This is a genomic window from Paenibacillus sp. FSL R5-0928 (genome assembly GCF_037970385.1).
GTDB classification, from domain to species: Bacteria; Bacillota; Bacilli; order Paenibacillales; family Paenibacillaceae; genus Paenibacillus_AQ; species Paenibacillus_AQ odorifer.
The window spans coordinates 5,387,890-5,406,751 of record NZ_CP150225.1 but is presented as its reverse complement, the minus strand read 5'-3'; the positions used below and the strand labels follow the sequence as shown (position 1 = coordinate 5,406,751).

The window sequence follows — 18,862 nt, the reverse complement described above, 5'->3', positions numbered from 1 at the left end:
CTGGGGAGAGGTGAAGCTATGGGACTGCTGATGGATTCGGTTATTACTTTAAGCGTTATTCCGATTGTGCCGTTTTTGATTGTTTTTTTCATTGGAAAAGGCTTAAAAAAAGATAAAAAGAAAACTTTTATGCTCGCTATGGACGTGACCACATTTTTTTTATTATTGTCGGTCTCCGCATTGTTTAATAACATCTTTAATTCCGGTTTTGGGTTTTACCTTATACTAATTATTGTATTAATATCCGCTGGACTGATTGGCGGAGCTCAAAATCGGATGAAAGGAAAGGTAGATGGGAAGCGGTTATTTCGGGCAGTTTGGAGACTTTCGTTCTTTTTTATGAGCGTCGGATATTTATTATTTATGTTTGTTGGGCTAATTACCTACATATCACAAGCGATGTAACGTTCCACTGCTTCGGTGAAGCGTCAACGTCACAAAAGTTTAAAGTTTTAAAAAAAAAATATTTTCTGAAAACATTGCACTAGATTTTTTTGACCACTGGTTGTATAATCATAAACCATATACCACATTCTATTTAGGGGGAACTGCTAGATGAAGAAGAGTAAAAGTCTATTGCTAATGATTGCATTAGTACTTGTTATCGGCACAGTGCTTGCTGGCTGCGGCGGAAACAATGCAAACAGCGGCAATAAAGGTAACAATGCTAACACTGGTAACACGGCAACTGGTAATGCAGCTACAGAAGAAAAATTGGCTGCTGACCAAACATTGAGAATTAACCTTAGTTCTGAGCCTCCAACATTTGACCCAGGATTGGCGCAAGATAGCCAAGCTAACACTGTCCTGAAAACAATGTACGAAGGTTTGACTCGCATGAATGATGAAACAGGTCAAGCTGAACCAGGTGTTGCTGAAAGCTGGGAAGTTTCCGCTGACGGTCTGGTATATACTTTCAAACTCCGTGATTCACAATGGAGTAACGGCGATCCTGTAACAACAGAAGATTTCGTTCGCGCTTGGAAACGCGTGCTCGATCCTGCTGCTGCATCTGCTGCGCCTTACGCTTATCAATTGTACTACATCAAAAATGCTGAAAAGTACTACAACAAGGAAATTACTGATTTCAGTCAAGTAGGTGTCAAAGCGATTGATGAGAAAACTCTTGAAGTTACTCTTGAATCCTCCACTCCTTACTTCCTTGGATTGCTTTCCTTCTACACTTATTACCCTGTACACAAATCCATTGAGAGTAATCCTAAATGGGCAACAAGCAAAGATTCTATGATCGTTAACGGTGCTTTCACTCTTACTGAGTGGACTACTGGTCAAACTCTTGTTGTAACTAAAAACGATAAATACTGGGATAAAGATTCCATTAAACTTAGCGCTATCGATTTCTCCCTTGTAAACAGCGGTGCAACTGAACTGCTCAGCTACAAGAACGGTGAATATGATCGTGCGGGCGGACCAACTGGTGAAATTCCATCAGAACAAATTCCAATCGTACAAAAAGAACTTCCTAACGAATTCAGCCGTAAAGGTATTGCTTCCGTATACTACTACGAATTCAATATCACTGAAAAACCATTCACAAACGCTAAAATCCGTAAAGCTCTTGCAATGGCGCTTAACCGCCAAGCTTTGATTGACAATGTAGTTCAAGGTGGACAATTCCCAGCATTCGGTTTTGTACCTCCAGGTATCGCTGGTGCTGATGGTGAATACCGTACAGCAGTTAAAGATAGCTACTTCACTGAAGATCTAGAACAAGCTAAAACATTGCTTGCTGAAGGTCTGAAAGAAGAAGGTATGGATAAACTGCCTACATTCTCCCTGACTTACAACACAAGTGAAGGTCACAAGAAAATCGCTTTGGCGATTGCTGATATGTGGAAAAACAATCTTGGTATCGACGTACAAACCGTTAACCAAGAGTGGGCTGTATTTATTGAAAACCGTCAAAACCTGAACTACCAAGTTGCTCGTGCTGGTTGGACTGCGGATTACAATGATCCAATGACTTTCCTTGATATGTGGGTAACAGGTGGCGGTAACAATGATACTGGTTACGCTAACCCTGAGTATGACAAATTGATCAGCGAAGCTAAAACAAGTACTGACTTGGCAGTACGTCAAGAAAAGTTTGCTGCAGCTGAAAAATTGCTCATCGAGCAAGATATGGTTCTGATTCCTTTGTACTACTACACTAACAACTCCCTGACTAAAGAGTACCTTAAAGGTGTTACTCTTGACTTTAGTGGTGCAATTGACTTGACTCGCGGATACTTGCTTGAGCACTAAGATATTGCTTTAGTAATTACAACAGAATAGTTAGTTGACTGAAGTTGCAGAATACTTCGGGATATATATGTGGAATTCCATATATATCCCTTTTTTTTGTACTCCTGTCTATTTGTTAATTAATGTTATTAATAACATATATAGAAAATAGACAAAAATCCGTTTTTTTCATAAAATCATTATTATGTGTATCAAAAATTGTCGGAGGAGGTGTGATGGGGATGGTTCGTTATGTCGCAAATAAGTTTTTCTATATGTTGGTTTCTCTATTTGTATTGATTTCAGCTACCTTTTTCTTGATGAAAGCTATTCCGGGGGATCCGTTTACTTCTGAAAAGAAGGTACCGCCAGAAATTAAAGCACGTCTGATGGAACAATATGGTCTGGACAAGCCGCTCTCTCATCAGTATTTTAAGTATTTAGGTGATATTATCCAAGGTGACCTAGGTGTCTCAATGAAACGCCTAAATCAAGATGTATCACATTTGATCAGTCAAACCTTTTCAGCGTCGCTGAAGCTGGGACTCGTCGCAATCGTTGTGGCGGTTATTGTCGGAGTATTTCTCGGCATGTTGGCGGCACTCTATCACAGAAAGTTTATTGACAGCGCAGCTATGGTGCTGGCAGTTCTGGGGATTGCGGTTCCGAGCTTTGTAGTCGCGTCATTACTGCAGTACGTATTTGCTTTCAAACTGGGTTGGGTACCGGTTTCAGGTTTTAAAGGGCCAATCTATTATTTCTTACCCGTGGCCGCGCTCTCGGCACAGCCGATCGCCTTTATCGCCCGCTTGACCCGTTCAAGCATGCTTGAAGTTTTGAATGCGGATTATATCAAAACGGCTAAAGCAAAGGGATTGAGCTGGATGGCTATTCTGAGCCGTCATGTACTTCGTAACGGAATTCTACCTGTTGTTACTTATATGGGTCCAATGACAGCTAACATCGTAACTGGTTCGGTTGTTATCGAGCAGATCTTTGGTGTTGGGGGTATTGGTAAACAGTTCGTGGAAGCGATTGGTGTCCGTGACTATACCGTTATTATGGGGATAACCATTTTCTATGGTGTATTACTCATGGTTGCCCGCTTTATTACTGATATTGCTTATGTATTGATTGACCCACGTATGAAATTAAGTGGAGGAAAGGAGGGCTAAAGAGTGGCTACTGAAAATAACTTGCTAAATCTAAAACCGGAAGATTTTCAAAAAGTCGGTGTGGATGAAAAAGAAGCCGAAGTTATCCAGCGTGAGAGTCTCTCTGCTTGGAAAGACTCTTGGCAACGGTTGCGTCAAAATAAAATGGCGATGACTGCGCTCGGTATCCTGGGTTTGATTGTACTTGCAGCGATTTTTGCACCTTTTATCTCGAAATATAACTATTATTCTAATGATTTGATGAGCACCAACAAGCCCCCTTCCTCCGATCACTGGTTTGGAACGGATGATCTTGGTCGTGATATCTTTGTTCGTACTTGGTACGGTGCACGGATCTCCTTGATCGTTGGTCTTGCTGCGGCAGCCATCGACTTGTTCATCGGTGTTATCTACGGAGGCATTATGGGCTTCTTCGGCGGCCGTGTAGATAATATTATGAATAAATTCTCTGAAATTTTGTATTCTATTCCATATTTGCTGGTTGTAATCTTGCTCTTGGTCGTTCTTGAGCCAAGTCTTGGAACAATCATCCTAGCTCTAACCATTACAGGCTGGATTACGATGTCGTGGATTGTGCGTGGAGAAATTATGCAGCTCAAGAATCGCGAATTCGTATTGGCGTCCCGTTCCATGGGTGCTGGTTCTGCGAGACTGTTGTTCAAGCACCTTCTGCCGAACGCGGTTGGTCCGATTATCGTAACCATTACACTGTCTGTACCAAATGCTATCTTTGCTGAGGCCTTCCTAAGCTTCTTGGGTCTTGGTGTACAAGCTCCTGTTGCTTCACTTGGATCGATGATCAATGACTCACTCACCGGCTGGCTGTACTATCCATGGCGCTTCTTGTTCCCTGCGATCCTAATCAGCTTAACAATGCTTTCTTTCAACATTTTCGGTGATGGTCTTCGTGACGCGCTTGATCCTAAGCTGAAGAAATAGGAGGAATATGGATGGAACCTATTTTACAAGTCAAAGATTTGCATATTTCCTTTTTTGTTAAGGGCGGAGAAGTACAAGCTGTCCGTGGTATGAATTTTGAAATTGGCAAAGGCGAAACGGTTGCCATCGTCGGCGAGTCCGGCAGCGGTAAGAGTGTAACTGCTCAATCGATTATGCGTTTGATCCCTTCTCCACCTTCTAAAGTGAAAAAGGGAGAAATTATTTTTCAAGGACAGAATCTGCTAGACAAAAGCATGAAAGAAATGGAATCTATTCGCGGTAAAGATATTGGCATGATTTTTCAAGACCCGATGACTTCTCTGAACCCAACCATCAAAGTGGGCAAACAGATCACTGAAGTTTTGATTAAACATCAGAAAATGTCAGCGGCCGAAGCGAAAAAGCAAGGTATGGAGATGTTGAAATTAGTAGGCATCAAAAATGCGGAGGCTCGCTTTAACCAATATCCCCACGAATTCTCAGGCGGTATGCGCCAGCGTGTAATGATCGCAATCGCGTTAGCTTGCCGTCCGGCTTTGCTGATAGCGGATGAGCCTACAACGGCTCTAGATGTAACCATTCAGGCGCAGATCATGGAAGTTATGAGAGAGATGCAGCAAAAACTAGGTACCTCCATTATTCTGATTACACATGATCTCGGCGTAGTTGCTGGCATGTGTGATCGGGTGATTGTAATGTATGCAGGTGAGGTTGTGGAGACCGGAACAAGATGGGAAATCTTTAAAAATCCACAACATCCATACACCAAAGGTCTGCTGCGCTCAATGCCGCGTCTGGACCAAAAGAAAGGCGAGCCGCTTATTCCGATCATCGGCACACCGCCAGATCTGATCAAGCCGCCGATCGGCTGTCCGTTCACTGCTCGTTGCAATGAAGCGATGCATGTGTGCGAACAAATCGATCCCGGCGCCACAGAATTCAGCGAAACGCATATGGCGCGTTGCTGGAATCTGCATTCGATGGCCAAGGAGGTGCAGTACTCTTGAGTAAGAACCTAATAGAGGTAGAAGGTCTTAAGAAATATTTTAATGTAGGTAAAGGTAAGGTTCTTAAGGCTGTTGATAATATTAACTTCACGATCCGTGAGGGCGAGACACTTGGGATGGTAGGTGAGTCCGGTTGTGGTAAGACTACTGCTGGACGTACGATTCTTCGCTTGTATGAGCCAACTGCTGGAAGTGTGAAATATAATGGTACAGACATTTATAAATTACCTGGAAATCAAATGAAGGCTATGCGCCGTGACATGCAAATGATTTTCCAAGATCCGTACGCATCGCTTAACCCGCGGTTTACGGTTTCTGATATCATCGGCGAGGCACTGGACATTCACGGAATGGCTGGCAGCCGTGCAGAACGTAAGAAACGGATTGAAGAACTGCTGGATATGGTTGGTCTTAATCATGACCATGCAACCCGTTATCCGCATGAATTCTCCGGTGGACAACGTCAACGTATCGGGATTGCCCGTTCGTTAGCGGTTAATCCTAAGTTCATCGTTTGTGATGAGCCGATTTCCGCACTTGACGTATCCATTCAAGCTCAGGTCGTTAACTTGCTTAAAGAATTGCAAGATCGTCTGGGATTGACTTATCTTTTCATCGCGCATGATCTGTCCATGGTTAAACATATCAGTGATCGCGTAGCAGTTATGTACTTGGGTAAAATGGTTGAGTTGGCGGAAAGTGAAGAGCTATATGCAAATCCTATCCACCCTTATACTAAATCCCTATTGTCGGCTATTCCAGTTCCGGACCCGGAAATTGAAGTCAACAAAAAACGTATTCACTTGCATGATGAGCTTGGCAGCCCTATTTATTCTGCTAACGATAAGACCAATGACAGTGACTTTGAATTAGTAGAAGTATCTAAAGGCCACTTTGTCAGCAAAAAATTCGCATAATTTATACTTAGGTTTTCAAAGGCGGGAGCATTATGCTCTCGCCTCTTGTATGTATTTAGGATATTATTTAATGATTTTATAGTATAATTGAACAGTTGGCTGTACCTGTGTTGCTGATATCAAGACATGTTTTGCTTTGACGCGGCTCCTGACTTTGGATACAATCATAGAGAGTTTTTACGAACTTGGATTTACATATAACTGCTTAGTAGAACTGGAGGCACTAGCGAATGAATATTGTAACGGAACCGCTCAAGGGTGGATCTGCACTCTCGCGCGACTATATAGATCATTTTGAAAAGGTTAGTCATTTGTACGGTGGGGATTTCCGCAATAAAGAAAGTAGAAGTAGACGGGCCGATTGGCTAGATAGCAGAGAAAGCCTTCGTGCCGACCGGACTCAGATTGCTGGGTGTCTACGACAATATAATGAAAAGCATAATTCGCATGATGCGGTGATGGCTTCGCTGGCGCTCTTAGAGCAGCCGGGGACATTAGTGGTGACAGGTGGGCAGCAAAGCGGACTATTTACTGGACCCCTGTTAGTGGTATATAAAGCTGCAACTACCATTATGGCGGCAAAAGAAGCAGCTGAACAACTCGGCCGACCTGTAGTTCCTTTATTCTGGATTGCAGGTGAAGATCATGACTGGGATGAAGTGAATCATACGTATGTACTGAATCGTACGCAGGAGATTACTAAGATTAAGATAGAAAAGTCAGAAGAGAAACGCTCCTCAGTAAGTGATATTCGTGTAGAAGAGGAAAGCTGGCAGCAGGTAGTAGAACAGTTAGACGGTCTGCTTCAGGAAAGCGACTTTAAGCCGCAGATCATGGAATTCATTCGCACTTCTTCTTTTAGAGCTGATAGTATGACGGATGCATTTGCCAAGCTGATGGGTTCATTATTTGGTAAATTTGGTCTGATTCTGCTTGATTCTGCTGATCCCAACTTACGTAAGTTAGAACAGCCATTTTTCACTTCGCTAATTATGCAGAATGATGCACTGGAAACAGCGTATATGAATTCTGCTTCTGATATTGTGGGCGCTGGATATGAGCTTCAGGCTGATGTTACAGCTGGCAATGCCAACCTCTTTTATATTCATGAAGGTCGGCTTCTGCTTCACAAGAAGGACGGAATCTTTACGGATCGCAAGGGTCAGGTATCCTTTACCCGTGATGAATTACTTGAGGAGGTGCAGGCACATCCGGAACGCTTTAGCAACAATGTGCTGACACGTCCACTTATGCAGGATTATGTGCTGCCTGTTCTGGCAACGGTGCTGGGTCAAGGTGAGATTGCTTACTGGGCCATTCCGCGCCGTGCGTTTGAGACCATTGGGGGAGAAATGCCGTTAATTATCCCTAGAATGTCTTTTACTGTCGTAGAAGGTACGCTGCACAAGCATATGGACAAATATCAACTTAGCTTTGAGGATGTAAGACAAGGACTGGATCATAAAAGACATGAATGGCTGGCCGCACAGGATGAGCTCGGGATTGAACGCCGTTTTGAAGAAACCAAAACCTCATTTGCCGCCATGTACGAACCGCTGATTGAGCAGCTTGGAACGGTTCAGGCCGGTCTGCTTAAGCTGGGGAATAACAATAAAGAGAAGATTCTAGATCAGATTACTTTTTTACAGGCGAAAGCCCAAGATGCAATGGCAAAACAGAACGAAGCTGCAATCCGGCAATGGGAGCGAATCGAGCTGTCATTAATGCCACTGGGTAAACTGCAGGAAAGAGTGTACAATATCATGTATTACTTGAACCGGTACGGGCTTGTTTGGCTGGATGAGCTAATGACGGTTGAACCGGATTACAGTGGAACACATCGCATCATTTATATGTAATGGAAGTATCGCTTTCCACAAAACTAAGCTTATGCTTACGAAGTGAGTTTTGTACGAAGTAGATCAATGTAGTAACGCTCACAAAACTTTTAGGAGGTTTCATAATGAGTTCATCTAAACAAAATAGTATCGTGGCTGATATGTCACTCGCACCGGAAGGGCATTTGAAAATCGACTGGGTTCGCCAGCATATGCCGGTACTGAACCGTATTCGTGAGCAGTTTGAAGCAGAACAGCCATTTAAAGGTCTGAAAGTATCGATCACATTGCATTTGGAAGCTAAAACCGCTTATTTGGCGAAGGTTGTCAAAGCTGGTGGTGCAGATGTAACCATTACAGGTTCGAATCCACTTTCTACACAGGATGATGTATGTGCAGCGCTTGTGGAGGATGGAATCACTGTATTTGCTAAATACAATCCGTCTCCTGAAGAATTTAAAGCCCTTAATATCAAGGCACTGGAGAGCAAACCGGACTTGATTATTGATGACGGTGGGGATTTTGCTACATTGCTGCATTCGGAGCGTCCTGATCTGATGGAGAATATTCGCGGGGGTGCTGAAGAAACAACTACCGGGATTATTCGTCTAAAAGCTCTGCAAAAGCAAGGCGTATTGAAGTTCCCAATGGTCGCGGTTAATGATGCCTACTGCAAATATTTGTTTGATAACCGTTATGGCACTGGCCAATCGGCTTGGGATGGAATTATTCGCACAACCAACCTTATCGTAGCGGGTAAAACAGTAGTTGTTGTCGGTTACGGCTGGTGTGGTAAAGGTGTTGCCATGCGCGCCAAAGGGCTTGGAGCAAAAGTGGTTGTCACAGAAGTTGATGCGATTAAAGCCGTTGAAGCACATATGGACGGTTTTGAAGTAATGCCAATGCTGGAAGCAGCTAAGGTTGGTGATTTCTTCGTTACAGTAACTGGTAACCGTTATGTAATTCGCGGTGAACATTATGATGTGATGAAGGATGGCGCAATCATGTGCAACGCGGGCCATTTCGACGTTGAAGTGAATAAGCCTGAGCTGTCGGAAAGATCCGTATCCCAACGTACCGTTCGCAAAAATATCGAAGAGTACCAGCTTCGTGACGGACGTAAATTATATCTGCTTGCCGAAGGCAGACTTGTAAATCTGGGTGCTGCTGATGGTCACCCTGCTGAAATTATGGATACAACCTTTGCGCTCCAGGCGCTGTCGCTGAAATATGTAAATGATAATTATAAGAGCATTGGCGTAAAAGTTGAAAATGTTCCTTATGAGCTGGATGAGCAAGTAGCACGTTATAAGCTGGAAAGTCTGGGCATTAACATCGATAGCCTGACTCCGGCGCAAGTGGATTATTTGGACAGCTGGAATTTGAACGATTAATAACTGAACGCATAACAATAAAGTGTATTAACCAGTGTACCTTGAACTGAAGCAACTTTTTTAACAAAGCCATGCAACGGACAAGATTCCGATTGTATGGCTTTTTTCTGTGGAGAAATGTTTTTCGGGAAACGAGCTATCTGATTTAGGAAAAATTTCCTTGGCCAGAAAAAGGTTTTTGATTTTTAATGGCGAATCTATTATGCTTAAGTGGTGAAAAGTGGGGTAAAGTGGGGATTCGGGGATTAGGGGTGGGAAAAAGGATGTTCATGGGAGAGTATCAACACAGCATTGACGACAAAGGCCGAATCATTATTCCGGCTAAACTCCGTGAATTGCTCGGAACCTCCTTCGTGACGACCCGCGGCCTAGACTCCTGCCTGTTTGTTTATCCCATGGAAGAATGGGCAATCATGGAACAAAAGCTTAAAAGCCTTTCGCTGATGAAATCAGATGCCCGCGCATTTAGCCGCTTTTTTTTCTCAGGTGCAACTGAATGTGTTTGGGATAAGCAGGGAAGGGTAAATCTGCCGGCTAATTTACGGCAGTATGCCAAACTGGACAAAGACTGTGTCATTCTGGGCGTTTCGAACCGGGTGGAAATCTGGAACAAAGAGCTTTGGGAACAGTACTTCGAACAGTCCGAGGAATCGTTCAACGAAATCGCTGAGAAATTGGTGGATTTCAATTTTGATCTATAAAACACAATAACGAATACTGTCCTGGAGGGATGCAGCTTGTTTCACCACATCACGGTGCTTAAGGAAGAAGCGACAGAAGGGCTGCACATCAAAAAAGACGGAATCTATGTAGATTGCACTCTCGGTGGAGCGGGACACAGCTCACTTATCGCTTCCAAGCTTAGCGGCGAAGGCCGTTTAATCTGTTTGGATCAAGATGATTGGGCTTTGGAGAACGCAAAAGAAAGATTAGCGGAATACGGAGACAAGGTTGTGACTATTAAGACTAACTTCCGTGATCTGGAGAGTGTACTTAAGGATGTGCCCTTTGTGCCACAAACAGATGGTATTCCCCAAGTAGATGGAGTGCTCTTTGATCTTGGCGTATCCTCTCCCCAGTTTGACGAAGGGGAACGAGGCTTTAGTTACAATCATGATGCTCCGCTTGACATGCGCATGGATCAGTCAGCACTTTTGACGGCTGCTGAAATTGTGAATACATGGTCCGAGCAGGAGATTGCCCGTGTTCTTTTCCAATATGGAGAAGAGAAATTCTCGCGGAGAATCGCTAGAAAAATTGTAGACAGAAGAGAAGAAGCTCCTATTGAGACCACAGGAGAATTAGCAGAACTGATCAAGGAAGGTATCCCGGCAGCTGCTCGAAGAACAGGAGGGCATCCCGCTAAACGTAGCTTTCAAGGATTAAGGATTGCTGTGAATGACGAATTGGGTGCTTTTGAAGAAGGGCTACATAGTGCAGTACGTTGCCTTGCACCAGGAGGCAGAGTATCCGTCATCACCTTTCATTCGCTCGAAGACCGAATTTGCAAGCAAATTTTTAGCAGCTATTTAAGCAGATGTACATGCCCGCCTGACTTTCCGTTTTGCGTATGCGGCGCGAAAGGCACGCTTAAGTTAATCAATCGTAAACCGCTTGTGCCTTCTGAAGAAGAGCTTGAGCTTAATACCCGAGCCCGCTCAGCTAAGCTGCGCATTGCAGAAAAATTGTAATTGACGATAAAGGAGAGTCAGAGATGGCCTATACCCGCGGCAATTTAGCAGTTCAGCCCAAAAGAAAAGAAGAGGTAAACCCCCTTTACCGCGAGAAGACAAAAGTAGTTACCAGACGAAGAGTACTTCCGCTGCAAGAGAAACTTTTGTATATGCTGACGCTAGGAGTATGCGTTCTGGTGGCGATCACCCTGATTTCACGTTACGTCCAAATTTATGATTTGAACTTGCAGGCTCAGAAATTAGATCAGGATATTGCAACAGCCAAGAAGCAGATTTCTACGTATCAGATGGAAAAGCAGAATCTAGAGCAGAAAGTCGCCCAAAAAGCACGGGATCTTGGTTATGTGTCTCCGGATGAGAATGCAACAATCTATATTCCGGCAAGCTCGGCAACGACTCCAGGTGATAATTAGTGAGCGATTGGCAAGATCGCAATAAAAAAAGTTGTGAGGTTCGCTTATGCTGAAAAGAATAAAACTTCGCACGCTGTTTATAGGAGGGTGTATTACCCTCTTTTTTCTTGTTTTGATCGTTAGAGTGTTCTGGATTCAAGTTATGCAAGGTGAGGAATGGCAGGAAAAGGCCGCCACACTTTGGGCGCATACCTCAACTATCAAAGCGGAGCGAGGTACGATTTCTGACCGTAACGGAAGTGTGCTCGCTAGCGATGTCCCTGCTTATACCGTGGTGGTGAATCCTGAAGTGATTCAACAACAAGGCATCGGGGAAGAGGTCATTACAGGATTACACGAATTGCTCGGCAAACCAGAGGATGAGTTGCGTAAGTTGGTTGAAGCCAAGGACGAAAAGACGGGTGCTTACCTCAAGAACCGTGAAATACGTAATGAAGGCTGGAAGATTGATCAGGAGCTTGCCGATAAGGTGAAAGAATTTTATGTAGCCCTAGGTAAAGAACATAAAATTCAAGAGACCGGTATTGGGCTTGTTAGAGAGCAGAAACGATATTATCCAAAAGATGAATTAGCTGCACATATCTTAGGTTATACAGATAGGGACGGCAATGCTATCATGGGACTGGAAAAATACTTTGATACGGAGCTTAAGGGTGCCGATGGCAAGCTGCTTTATCAAAGTGACGGTCAAGGGGTAAAATTGCCGGATTCACAAGATACCTATAAGCCAGTAGTAAATGGAAGTAATTTCAAGCTTACAATCGATAGTACGATCCAGCATTATATAGAAGAGGCCATGCAAAAGGCGTATGCGCAATATAAGCCAAAAAGTATGAGTGTCATTGCTGCTGATCCGAACACGATGGAGATTTTGGGATTAGCCAATATGCCTACCTATAATCCAAATGAATTTTGGAAGACCGGGGCCGATGGGGCGGGATTCTATAATCATGCTATTAAATCTAAATACGAGCCTGGTTCCACTTTCAAAATTGTAACGCTTGCCGCCGCAGTAGAAGAGAAGCTTTTTGATCCTGTTGCGACATTTTTGTCCGGGTCCATCCGGATAAAGGGATATAGTAAGGCACTGCATGATATTAATCATGCTGGATGGGGGCAAATCAGTTTTCTTGAAGGTGTGAAACGTTCTAGTAACGTTCTATTCGTTAAGCTATATGAAATGCTCGGACAGGACAAGCTATTACAGTATATCAATGATTTTGGCTTCAATGAGAAAACGGGAATCGATCTGCCAGGAGAAGTAAGCGGGGTCGTTAACCCTAACCTTGGACGTCCTATAGAAATTGCGACACTCGCATATGGACACGGAAAAGTGCTAGTAACCCCACTTCAGCAGCTCGTTGCCGTATCTGCTATCGCTAATGGGGGGAAGTTGATGACTCCGTATGTAGTTAAGGAGGTCACAAACCCTAACACTGGTGAGACAAAGGTTACTCAGCCTAGTGTAGTGCGTCAGGTGATTGATGAGGAAAGCGCCAAGAAAACGGGTGAATATTTGGAGCAGGTTGTTGCTGACCAAGTAAAAGGAACAGGCCGCAACGCTTATATTGACGGCTATCGCGTGGCAGGAAAGACAGGAACGGCTATCAAGGTTGAAGGTAAGGATTATGTGAAATCCAAAGTACTTGTCTCCTTTATTGGTTATGCTCCTGTTGATGATCCAAAGATCGCTGTTATTGTCATTATTGACGAACCTAACGTTGAGGTTGGCGGCGGTAAGGCAGCTGCTCCAGTATTTAAAGAGATTGTATCCCAGTCTCTGCAATACATGGGAGTACCTAAGCTGGCGTCTGAGGCTAGTGATAGCAGCAGCAAAAAGCCGGCTAAGACTGAAACAGTCGCACTTCGGACTACACCAGATCTAACAGACAAGACGATGAAGGAAGCAAGAGAAGCACTTTTGGATCAAGGCTTCGATTATGTAGTGGTCGGAGAAGGATCTGCTGTAGAGAGTCAATATCCTGAGGCAGGTACGAAGCTTGCTACAGGGCAACGGATCTATTTATTAAGTCCGCAGGGGGCTCAGCCTACCATTCCAGATTTAAAAGGGGAATCCCTGCGTGATGCACTTGAAATTCTAACTCTACTAAAAGTAGAGATTGCGGTAGACGGAGAAGGTTACGTCTCAGAACAGATTGTAGGAACACAAAATGGCAAGACCTTGGTCACTTTGAAAATGAAGCCATTAAATGATTATGGCGAAGATATTCCCGTGGCCCCGCCTGCTGATGAGGGGACAGATTCCGAGAGCGGAACATAGCTTGTTCTAACCCCTGTTTGTCCCGAATAGTCATGAAGATAAGAGCTCATGTCTATTGTTGAAAGTGGGGGAGAACGGAATGAAGGTTTCCAAAGTCGTAACACGGCGGAGAATGCTGTGGACATTGCTGGGACTGGCAGTGTTATTCGGTTCGCTGGTCGTGCGTCTTGCGTATGTGCAATTATCTCAAGGCGAGGAATTGACTGCGAAGGTAGAAGATTCCTTGCGCCGCAATATTCCTTTTACCGCTAAACGTGGTGAAATTATGGATCGTGAAGGTGTGCCGCTCGTTTCTAATATCACCACACCTACAGTGTATGCAGTACCGGTGCAGGTAAAAGAGAAGCAAAAGACAGCACAGCAATTAGCTCCACTGCTTGGGATGACTGAGGAGAAGCTGATGACATTGCTGTCCAAAAAAGAAATGTCGGTGAAACTTCAGCCCGGCGGCCGCAAAATTACGATGGATCTTGCCGCGAGCATCCGTGATTTGCAGCTGCCGGGCATCGTTGTCGCTGAGGATAGCAAAAGATATTACCCTTACGGCGATTTAGCCGCGCATATTTTAGGCTTTACTGGTATAGATAACCAGGGTATTACAGGAGTAGAGAGTATATATGACAATCTGCTCAAAGGCATAGCCGGCAATATTTCTTATTTGTCTGATGCAGGCGGAAGACTTATGCCTGGCTCATCTGAGAAATATTCTGCCCCTCAAGACGGACTTAATCTGGAGCTGACGATTGATAAACAGATCCAGTCCATTATGGAACGTGAGCTGGATCAGGCTATGGTAAAATATCAGGCGCAGGGTGCTTGGGCTATAGCTATGAATCCGAAGAATGGTGAGATACTAGCCATGGCTAGCAGACCGGGGTATGAACCAGCATCATACAAGGAATATGATGCGCAGATTTACAACCGGAATCTGCCTATCTGGATGACCTATGAACCTGGTTCAACGTTCAAAATCATTACTCTGGCTGCTGCGCTGCAGGAAGGTAAAGTAGATCTTCAGAACGATCATTTCTATGATCCGGGTTTTATCGAGGTAGCGGGCGCAAAGCTGCGCTGCTGGAAAAAGGGCGGCCACGGTAGTCAAACCTTTTTACAGGTAGTTGAGAACTCCTGTAACCCTGGGTTTGTCGCCTTAGGGCAACGGCTGGGAAAAGAATCACTTTTCAAATATATTCGTGATTTTGGTTTTGGCAGTAAAACGGGAATTGATCTGAATGGGGAAGCTAATGGCATTCTGTTCAAGCTCAGTCAAGTAGGTCCGGTAGAGCTTTCGACTACAGCCTTCGGCCAAGGGGTTTCGGTTACGCCTATTCAGCAGATAGCTGCGGTATCCGCAGCTATCAATGGTGGCAATCTCTATAAACCACATGTAACAAAAGCATGGGTTAACCCGGTTACGGGAGAGACTGTATCAGAGGTGAAGCCAGAGCTTGTGCGGCAGGTCATTTCGGAGGAAACATCCAAGAAGGTGCGGGCAGCACTTGAGAGCGTGGTTGCCAAAGGCACAGGACGGCCGGCTTTTATTGACGGCTATCGTGTAGGTGGCAAGACGGGTACTGCACAGAAGGTTGTAAATGGACGTTATTCTCCAACAGAGCACATTGTTTCTTTTATTGGCTTTGCGCCAGCGGATGATCCTCAGATCGTTGTGTACACTGCCGTGGATAATCCGAAAGGGATTCAATTTGGGGGTGTGGTTGCAGCTCCAATCGTGCAAAATATTTTGGAAGACTCGCTGCACTATATGAAGGTTCCGGAGCGCAGTGATCAGCTTCCCAAAACTTATAAGTATGGCGAAACTCCGATAGTGACCGTACCTGATCTTACCGGAGCAACGGTGCAGGATATCTATGAGGATTTAAATATGAATTTTAATCTTGCACGTTCAGGCACAGGAAATACGGTCATCAATCAAGCTCCTAAGGCTGGGGCCAGAGTAGAACAGGGCTCAACCATCAGGATTTATATGGGAGCATCTAGTGAATAATGATTTAGGTATAAGGTTTCAGCTCGTATCCGAAAATGTAGAGTGAGGGATTACTATGAAAGTTAACGAATTATCTGCTTGTCTTGCTACTTCGCAACTATACGGGGATGGAGATGTGGAGATTACTGATCTTCAGACGGATTCCCGCCGTGTAGGCCCGGGAGATCTATTCATCTGTTTGCCTGGCCACACCGTGGACGGGCACAAATATGCGCCGCAAGCAGTAGCCTCCGGAGCGGCGGCTATTGTATGTGAGCACAAGCTGGAGCTTGATATCCCGCAGATTGTTGTGGATGACTGCCGGTTTGCGATGTCTGTCATGTCGAATGCTTTCTTTGGCTCACCTAGCAGCCGGATGAGAATGATCGGGGTGACGGGCACAAACGGCAAAACAACAACGACTTATCTCATTGAGCGGATTATGCAGGATCAGAATATGAAGACAGGTCTGATTGGAACGATTCAAATGCGCTATGACGGCAAAAGCTACCCTATGTCAGGCACAACTCCGGAGTCGCTAGATCTGCAGCGGTCCCTTCATGATATGGCTTCCAAAGGTGTGGAATGTTGCGTAATGGAAGTATCCTCTCACGCACTTCAGCAAGGACGTGTGAAGGGTGCGGACTTCCGTACGGCAATTTTTACGAACTTAACCCAAGATCATCTGGATTATCATCATACAATGGAGGAGTATCGGGCGGTTAAAGGGCTCTTTTTCTCCAGATTAGGAAATGTGATCTCTCCGTGGAAGGAAGAACGCAAATATGCGGTGTTGAACGCGGATGATGAAGCCAGTCAATATTTTGCAGCCCAAACTGCGGCGGAAGTGATTACATATGGCATTGATAACAACGCTAATGTCCGAGCTTCGCAAATATCGATCACTGCAAAAGGAACTTTTTTCCATGTGGATACGTTTAAGGGGAAGACGGACATTTCGCTCCGTATGGTTGGAAAGTTCAATGTCTACAATGCACTCGCGGCGATTACAGCTGCTTTATTGGAAGATGTCTCTCTGGCTGATATCAAGACTAGTCTTGAGGCAATCGATGGTGTAGCTGGACGGGTGGAGTCAGTGGATGAAGGTCAGGAATTTGCTGTTATCGTTGACTACGCACATACACCAGACGGGCTAGAGAATGTATTAAAGACGGTCTGCGAATTTGCTACCGGCAAAGTGCTTACAGTGTTTGGCTGTGGCGGAGACAGAGACCGGACGAAACGTCCATTAATGGGGAAGATCGCTGCACGATATAGCGACATGGTATTCGTAACTTCTGACAACCCTCGGACGGAGGACCCTCAACTAATCTTGAAGGATATAGAAGCAGGACTAGTAGAGGATGGAGTCACCTCTGACCGGTATCATATGATTGTTGATCGCCGAGAAGCTATCGGGAAGGCTATTGAAATGGCAAGCCCTGGCGATGTAGTATTGATTGCGGGGAAAGGTCATGAGACCTATCAACTGATTGGCGGAGTGGTTCATGATTTCGATGACCGCATCGTCGCTAAAGAAGTTATAAGGGGCCGAAACTATTGATTACAAGAACGCTTGAAAATATTGCTGCCATGTGCGCAGGGGAACCTGCTGCTGTCGAAGCTATGAATACAACCCTTACGGGAGTCGTTACCGACTCCCGTAAGATCACACCCGGCTGCCTGTTTGTGCCTCTATCTGGAGACAAATTCGATGGTCACCACTATGCTGCCGCAGCACTGGCTGCTGGTGCTGGCGCAACCTTGTGGCAACGCGATAAAGGACCGGTACCTGAAGGTGGCGGAGTTATTATTGTTGAAGATACGCTGGAGGCTCTCCAGAAGTTGTCCGCTGCTTATCTGAAGGAAGTGGCTCCGCAGGTTGTCGCTGTTACGGGCAGCAACGGGAAAACAACAACAAAAGATATCATTATGTCTCTGCTTGAAGTGCAGTTCAAAGTGCACAAGACAGCGGGGAATTTCAATAATCATATCGGTCTTCCGCTTACTATTTTATCCATGGCTGAGGATACAGAGATCGCTGTACTTGAAATGGGGATGAGCTCGCGGGGAGAAATTGCTCTGCTGGCTTCTTTGGCTGAACCTGACGTAGCGGTAATTACTAATGTAGGCGAGTCGCATTTACTGCAGCTGGGGTCACGTAAAGAAATAGCCCGCGCCAAGCTGGAGATTGCCGAGGGGCTGAAGCCGGGGGGATTGCTGATTTATAATGGTGACGAACCGCTGCTGACTGAGGTAATGCAAGAGTCCACTTTTAAGGCTCCAGAAGGGATGAGAACCTTCCGATTTGGTCTAAATGAGGATAATGATGATTATCCAACAGGGATGATGTCCCATACTGGTGGCATGACGTTTACGTCAAGCCGTCATAAGGAACATGCTTTTACATTACCGCTGCCAGGTCAGCATAACGTTGTTAACGCTCTGGCTGCACTAGCGGTTGCTCGTCATTATGGGGTTACGGAGCAGAATATGAAGGACGGTCTAAGCAAGCTCAAGTTGACGGGCATGCGGATTGAAGTGATTCGGACTTCCTCCGGACTTACGCTTTTAAACGATGCTTATAATGCCAGCCCTACTTCTATGAAGGCGGCTATAGATGTCCTGCAATCTATGAAATGCAGTGGCAATAAAATCGCTGTGCTCGGGGACATGCTGGAACTTGGGCCGGAGGAAGTAGAATTTCATCAAGAAATAGGCTACTACCTTGACCCTTCATTAACTGATTTTGTATGTACTTACGGACCATTATCCGTTCATATTGCCAAAGCAGCAGAAGAGAAATTCGGCAAAGAGCGCGTAAAAGCTTTTACAGATAAAGCGGAACTAACCGCTGTCCTTCTAGAGAAATGCAGTGCTAAGGATATTGTTCTATTTAAAGGATCAAGAGGAATGAAGCTCGAGGAAGTGCTTCAGAGCCTAAATAAAGATATTCAACAGACCTAAATCATTGGA

At 44.9% G+C, this 18,862-nt stretch carries 15 protein-coding genes; all 15 read left to right on the top strand.

All coding sequences use genetic code 11. The annotated features are described in order from the left end of the window. Positions 1-18: 18 nt before the first annotated feature. The 15 genes from MKZ16_RS24460 to murF all read left to right on the top strand — a co-directional run bounded on the left by MKZ16_RS24460 (position 19) and on the right by murF (position 18,853). Positions 19-405 carry a DUF3397 domain-containing protein gene (locus tag MKZ16_RS24460; RefSeq protein WP_036683696.1) on the top strand — a complete coding sequence of 129 codons (387 nt, stop codon included), beginning with the start codon at positions 19-21 and terminating at the stop codon, positions 403-405. Positions 406-555: 150 nt separating this feature from the next. Further along, on the top strand, positions 556-2,265 hold the full coding sequence (locus MKZ16_RS24455) for a peptide ABC transporter substrate-binding protein (protein ID WP_036683694.1): 1,710 nt from the start codon (positions 556-558) through the stop codon (positions 2,263-2,265). A 221-nt stretch (positions 2,266-2,486) separates the two neighbouring features. Then, on the top strand, positions 2,487-3,419 hold the full coding sequence (locus MKZ16_RS24450; RefSeq protein ID WP_036683691.1) for an ABC transporter permease: 933 nt from the start codon (positions 2,487-2,489) through the stop codon (positions 3,417-3,419). 3 nt (positions 3,420-3,422) lie between these two features. Next, complete coding sequence (locus tag MKZ16_RS24445; protein ID WP_036683689.1) at positions 3,423-4,358, top strand: ABC transporter permease; 936 nt, start codon at positions 3,423-3,425, stop codon at positions 4,356-4,358. Between the two features lie 11 nt (positions 4,359-4,369). Continuing rightward, positions 4,370-5,365 (top strand): ABC transporter ATP-binding protein, encoded by a 996-nt coding sequence (locus tag MKZ16_RS24440; RefSeq protein WP_036683686.1) that lies wholly within the window; start codon positions 4,370-4,372, stop codon positions 5,363-5,365. Continuing rightward, the gene (locus MKZ16_RS24435) at positions 5,362-6,282 is read left to right on the top strand and encodes an ATP-binding cassette domain-containing protein (protein WP_036683682.1); all 921 of its coding nucleotides are present in this window, start codon (positions 5,362-5,364) and stop codon (positions 6,280-6,282) included. Before MKZ16_RS24440 ends, MKZ16_RS24435 begins: the two co-directional genes overlap by 4 nt. Positions 6,283-6,512: 230 nt before the next feature. Beyond that, positions 6,513-8,141 carry a bacillithiol biosynthesis cysteine-adding enzyme BshC gene (gene bshC / locus MKZ16_RS24430; RefSeq protein WP_339814819.1) on the top strand — a complete coding sequence of 543 codons (1,629 nt, stop codon included), beginning with the start codon at positions 6,513-6,515 and terminating at the stop codon, positions 8,139-8,141. Positions 8,142-8,242: 101 nt separating this feature from the next. Further along, on the top strand, positions 8,243-9,514 hold the full coding sequence (locus MKZ16_RS24425) for an adenosylhomocysteinase (protein ID WP_170914265.1): 1,272 nt from the start codon (positions 8,243-8,245) through the stop codon (positions 9,512-9,514). A gap of 263 nt (positions 9,515-9,777) precedes the next feature. After that, positions 9,778-10,215 carry a division/cell wall cluster transcriptional repressor MraZ gene (gene mraZ / locus MKZ16_RS24420; protein WP_036683674.1) on the top strand — a complete coding sequence of 146 codons (438 nt, stop codon included), beginning with the start codon at positions 9,778-9,780 and terminating at the stop codon, positions 10,213-10,215. A gap of 36 nt (positions 10,216-10,251) precedes the next feature. After that, a complete protein-coding gene (gene rsmH, locus MKZ16_RS24415; protein ID WP_036683671.1) occupies positions 10,252-11,205 on the top strand; it encodes a 16S rRNA (cytosine(1402)-N(4))-methyltransferase RsmH in 954 nt (317 codons plus the stop codon). Between the two features lie 23 nt (positions 11,206-11,228). Beyond that, positions 11,229-11,621 carry a septum formation initiator family protein gene (locus MKZ16_RS24410; RefSeq protein WP_036683668.1) on the top strand — a complete coding sequence of 131 codons (393 nt, stop codon included), beginning with the start codon at positions 11,229-11,231 and terminating at the stop codon, positions 11,619-11,621. Between the two features lie 46 nt (positions 11,622-11,667). Further along, the gene (locus MKZ16_RS24405) at positions 11,668-13,902 is read left to right on the top strand and encodes a penicillin-binding transpeptidase domain-containing protein (RefSeq protein ID WP_076103782.1); all 2,235 of its coding nucleotides are present in this window, start codon (positions 11,668-11,670) and stop codon (positions 13,900-13,902) included. Positions 13,903-13,981: 79 nt separating this feature from the next. Continuing rightward, positions 13,982-15,907: a stage V sporulation protein D gene (locus tag MKZ16_RS24400; protein ID WP_036683661.1), complete on the top strand. Its 1,926-nt coding sequence runs from the start codon at positions 13,982-13,984 to the stop codon at positions 15,905-15,907. Between the two features lie 55 nt (positions 15,908-15,962). Further along, a complete protein-coding gene (locus MKZ16_RS24395; RefSeq protein WP_038572864.1) occupies positions 15,963-17,450 on the top strand; it encodes a UDP-N-acetylmuramoyl-L-alanyl-D-glutamate--2,6-diaminopimelate ligase in 1,488 nt (495 codons plus the stop codon). Further along, complete coding sequence (gene murF / locus MKZ16_RS24390; RefSeq protein ID WP_038572862.1) at positions 17,447-18,853, top strand: UDP-N-acetylmuramoyl-tripeptide--D-alanyl-D-alanine ligase; 1,407 nt, start codon at positions 17,447-17,449, stop codon at positions 18,851-18,853. The genes MKZ16_RS24395 and murF overlap by 4 nt, the downstream gene beginning before the upstream one ends. Positions 18,854-18,862 lie beyond the last annotated feature (9 nt).

Bases quoted from the DNA above. Each gene is read 5' to 3' on its own strand.
- MKZ16_RS24460 (WP_036683696.1), top strand. From the start codon at position 19: ATGGGACTGCTGATGGATTCGGTTATTACTTTAAGCGTTATTCCGATT.
- MKZ16_RS24455 (WP_036683694.1), top strand. From the start codon at position 556: ATGAAGAAGAGTAAAAGTCTATTGCTAATGATTGCATTAGTACTTGTT.
- MKZ16_RS24450 (WP_036683691.1), top strand. From the start codon at position 2,487: ATGGTTCGTTATGTCGCAAATAAGTTTTTCTATATGTTGGTTTCTCTA.
- MKZ16_RS24440 (WP_036683686.1), top strand. From the start codon at position 4,370: ATGGAACCTATTTTACAAGTCAAAGATTTGCATATTTCCTTTTTTGTT.
- bshC (WP_339814819.1), top strand. From the start codon at position 6,513: ATGAATATTGTAACGGAACCGCTCAAGGGTGGATCTGCACTCTCGCGC.
- mraZ (WP_036683674.1), top strand. From the start codon at position 9,778: ATGTTCATGGGAGAGTATCAACACAGCATTGACGACAAAGGCCGAATC.
- MKZ16_RS24410 (WP_036683668.1), top strand. From the start codon at position 11,229: ATGGCCTATACCCGCGGCAATTTAGCAGTTCAGCCCAAAAGAAAAGAA.
- MKZ16_RS24405 (WP_076103782.1), top strand. From the start codon at position 11,668: ATGCTGAAAAGAATAAAACTTCGCACGCTGTTTATAGGAGGGTGTATT.
- MKZ16_RS24400 (WP_036683661.1), top strand. From the start codon at position 13,982: ATGAAGGTTTCCAAAGTCGTAACACGGCGGAGAATGCTGTGGACATTG.
- MKZ16_RS24395 (WP_038572864.1), top strand. From the start codon at position 15,963: ATGAAAGTTAACGAATTATCTGCTTGTCTTGCTACTTCGCAACTATAC.